3 protein-coding genes are annotated in these 2,621 nt (G+C 62.6%); all 3 read right to left on the bottom strand.

Annotated elements, in window-relative coordinates; translation table 11 throughout:
* Window positions 1–144: 144 nt before the first annotated feature.
* Complete coding sequence (gene tnpC / locus BST28156_RS34335) at window positions 145–1,638, bottom strand: IS66 family transposase (RefSeq protein ID WP_425126531.1); 1,494 nt, start codon at window positions 1,636–1,638, stop codon at window positions 145–147.
* Window positions 1,639–1,770: 132 nt separating this feature from the next.
* The gene (gene tnpB, locus BST28156_RS34330; RefSeq protein WP_034187060.1) at window positions 1,771–2,115 is read right to left on the bottom strand and encodes an IS66 family insertion sequence element accessory protein TnpB; all 345 of its coding nucleotides are present in this window, start codon (window positions 2,113–2,115) and stop codon (window positions 1,771–1,773) included.
* Window positions 2,112–2,537: a transposase gene (locus BST28156_RS35255; RefSeq protein WP_174904560.1), complete on the bottom strand. Its 426-nt coding sequence runs from the start codon at window positions 2,535–2,537 to the stop codon at window positions 2,112–2,114. The genes tnpB and BST28156_RS35255 overlap by 4 nt, the downstream gene beginning before the upstream one ends.
* Window positions 2,538–2,621 lie beyond the last annotated feature (84 nt).

The raw sequence follows: 2,621 nt of genomic DNA, 5'->3' as shown, positions 1-2,621 counted from the left end.
GTAAGCGGCTCGGCCCGACCGTTTCCCCCATTCGCGCGCGCGTGGGGCATGATGGTGATGGCGTGGAGTAGTCCGTGTAGATCATGGGAGATCGTGTCCGCGATCGGCTGATCATGGGCACGATCCATCCAAATCTATCCAGATCTAGCCGGTTGATGGTGCGGGCGGAGTGGCCTGCTTCAGCTTGTCGGCCACGTTCCAGGGCAGCAATTCGTCGATGTGGGAGATCTTGTGATCAGCGATGTGGGTCAGGACGTATTCCAGATAGGCACGCGGGTTGATGCCGTTGAGCTTCGCTGTCCCGATCAAGCTATACATCGCAGCAGCCCGCTCGCCCCCGCTGTCGGAGCCGACGAACAGATAGTTCTTGCGTCCGAGCGCGACACAGCGCAGGGCATTCTCGGCAAGGACGTTACTGATCTCCGCTCGACCGTCCTCGCAGTAGAACGTGAGGGCTGCCCAGTGGTTCAGCGAGTAGTTTATCGCCTTGGCGAGCGCCGACTTCGTCGACAGCGTTGCGAGTTTCGCCCTGATCGTCGCTTCGAACTTCGCGAGCAGCGGCTTGGTCTTTTCTTGCCTCACGCGCAAACGCTCCTCAGGCGCCTTGCCGCGGATGTCGGCTTCGATGCTGTAGAGCTCGCCGATCATCTCGAGCAGCTGCTGGGTATCCGGAGTCGGCGTGCGCGCGTGAACATCGTAGATGTACCGTCTCGCGTGATCCCAGCATGCCGCTTCGTGGATTTCGCCGCTCGCAAACAGTTGATCGAACCCGGCGTATGCATCGGCCTGCAGGATACCGTGGAATGCGGCGAGCCGGGTTTGCGGGTGGACGCCCTTACGGTCCGAGGAGAAGTCGAACCATACCGCGGCTGGGTCGATCGAGCCGGAGCGGCGATCGTCTCGCACGTACACCCAGAAGCGACCGGTCACTGTCTTGCCGTTTCCGGGCGCGAGCACCGCGACCGGCGTGTCGTCGACGTGGACCTTTCCGGGAACCAGCGCGTAGTGCTGGATCGCTTCAACGAGCGGCACGCAGAGCTCGGCAATCTGCCCAAGCCAGCGGCCCATGCTTCCGCGATCCAGCGTCACGCCGTCACGTGCTGCGATTTCCGATTGGCGATACAGAGGCTGATGATCGGCGAACTTCGACACCGCAATATCGGCCAGCAAGCTCGGATGGGCGATGCCGTGCTCGATCGGCAGGCTGGGCATCGCGGGCTGTTCGATGTGACCGCAATCAGGGCAACACAGTTTATGGCGGATCGTGCGCAGCACTTTGAACGCGGCCGCCACGCGCGCCAGTTGCTCGGATACATCCTCGCCGAGCCACTGCATCGTCGTCGCGCACTTTGGGCAGGCCGGATCCGGCTTAAGTTCGATTTCGTCACGGGGCAAGTGCGGTGGCAGCGGCTCTCGCGTGGTCGCTCGACCGGGCGGTGCCGTCGACGTCTTGTCTCGGTGCCCTCGCGTCTCTGCAGCCCCCTGGCCGGCCGTCAGGTCTTCCAGTTGCGCCTCGAGCTTATCGATTTGCTGAGCCAGTTTTTCGGACTTGCTACCGAAGTACATCCGCCTGAGCTTGTCGATCTGCGCCTTCAGGCGTTCGATTTCGTCGTCGCGAGCGGCGATCTCGCGCACCATGTTTGCGATCGAAGCTTGCTGTTCAAGCAGCGACGCCTGCTGCGCGAGCACCAGGGCCTGGAGCTCAGCGACGGTGGCAGGAAGCGGCGCATCTTTGGACATGTGCCGCAGTTTACGAGCCTTCGATGCGGTTTACAACATCGACAGAGCGGCGGTGCGGCGTGGCTGCCGCCAATCGATGCCCTCGAGCAGCATCGACAGTTGAGCGCTCGTCAGATGGACCTTTCCGCCGTCGGCCTGGGGCCAAATAAACCGGCCTCGCTCCAATCGCTTTGCGAGCAGCCAGAGTCCGTCGTCGGTCGCCCAAAGCAGTTTCACGAGATCGCCGCGACGGCCGCGGAAGATGAACACGTGGCCGCCCAGCGGATTCTCTTCGAGCGCCGTCTGCACCTTCGCGGCCAGGCCCTGGAACCCGCAACGCATATCGGTCACGCCGGCCGCCAGCCAGATACGCGTACCTGCCGGCAGCGAGATCACTTCAGGCATTCCTGCAGGAACGCTTCGGCGCGCTCGGCAGACAGGCCGCGAATCTTCACGCGCCGCTTGCCGATCTCCACCTCGATCTCGCACACGGGTGTCGACATCGGTACGCCGCTCATTGCTCCCGATGCTACCGTCGGCTCCGGCGCCCGCAGCACCAATGCCGCGTCGATCACGTCGACGCTTAGCAGTTCCGTGCTTGGCACGCTCGGCACAGCATCCAATGCAGGGACGACCAGCTTGCCTTCACGATATTGCTTGCGCCACCCGAACACCACATTGGCGTTGATGTCGTGCCGCCGCGCAACAATCGACACCGACATGCCGGGCTCCAACGTCTCCCTGATCACCTGCTGCTTGAATTCTCGCGCGTACGTGCGATGGGGATGGACACGGGCACGGTTCCCTGCGTTCGACATGGCTAACTGGCTCCGGCAATCTAAACGCACCCATCATGCATTGGAAAAATCAGCATCGGGAAACGGTCCGGCCGAGCCGCTTAC

The sequence above is a fragment of the Burkholderia pseudomultivorans genome (genome assembly GCF_902499075.1).
In the GTDB taxonomy this organism is placed as follows: Bacteria; Pseudomonadota; Gammaproteobacteria; order Burkholderiales; family Burkholderiaceae; genus Burkholderia; species Burkholderia pseudomultivorans.
This window is presented reverse-complemented; position numbering and strand designations above follow the sequence as displayed.

Excerpts from the sequence above, each read along its gene's own strand:
- tnpC (WP_425126531.1), bottom strand. The coding sequence starts at position 1,638 with ATGGTGCGCGAGATCGCCGCTCGCGACGACGAAATCGAACGCCTGAAG.
- BST28156_RS35255 (WP_174904560.1), bottom strand. The coding sequence starts at position 2,537 with ATGTCGAACGCAGGGAACCGTGCCCGTGTCCATCCCCATCGCACGTAC.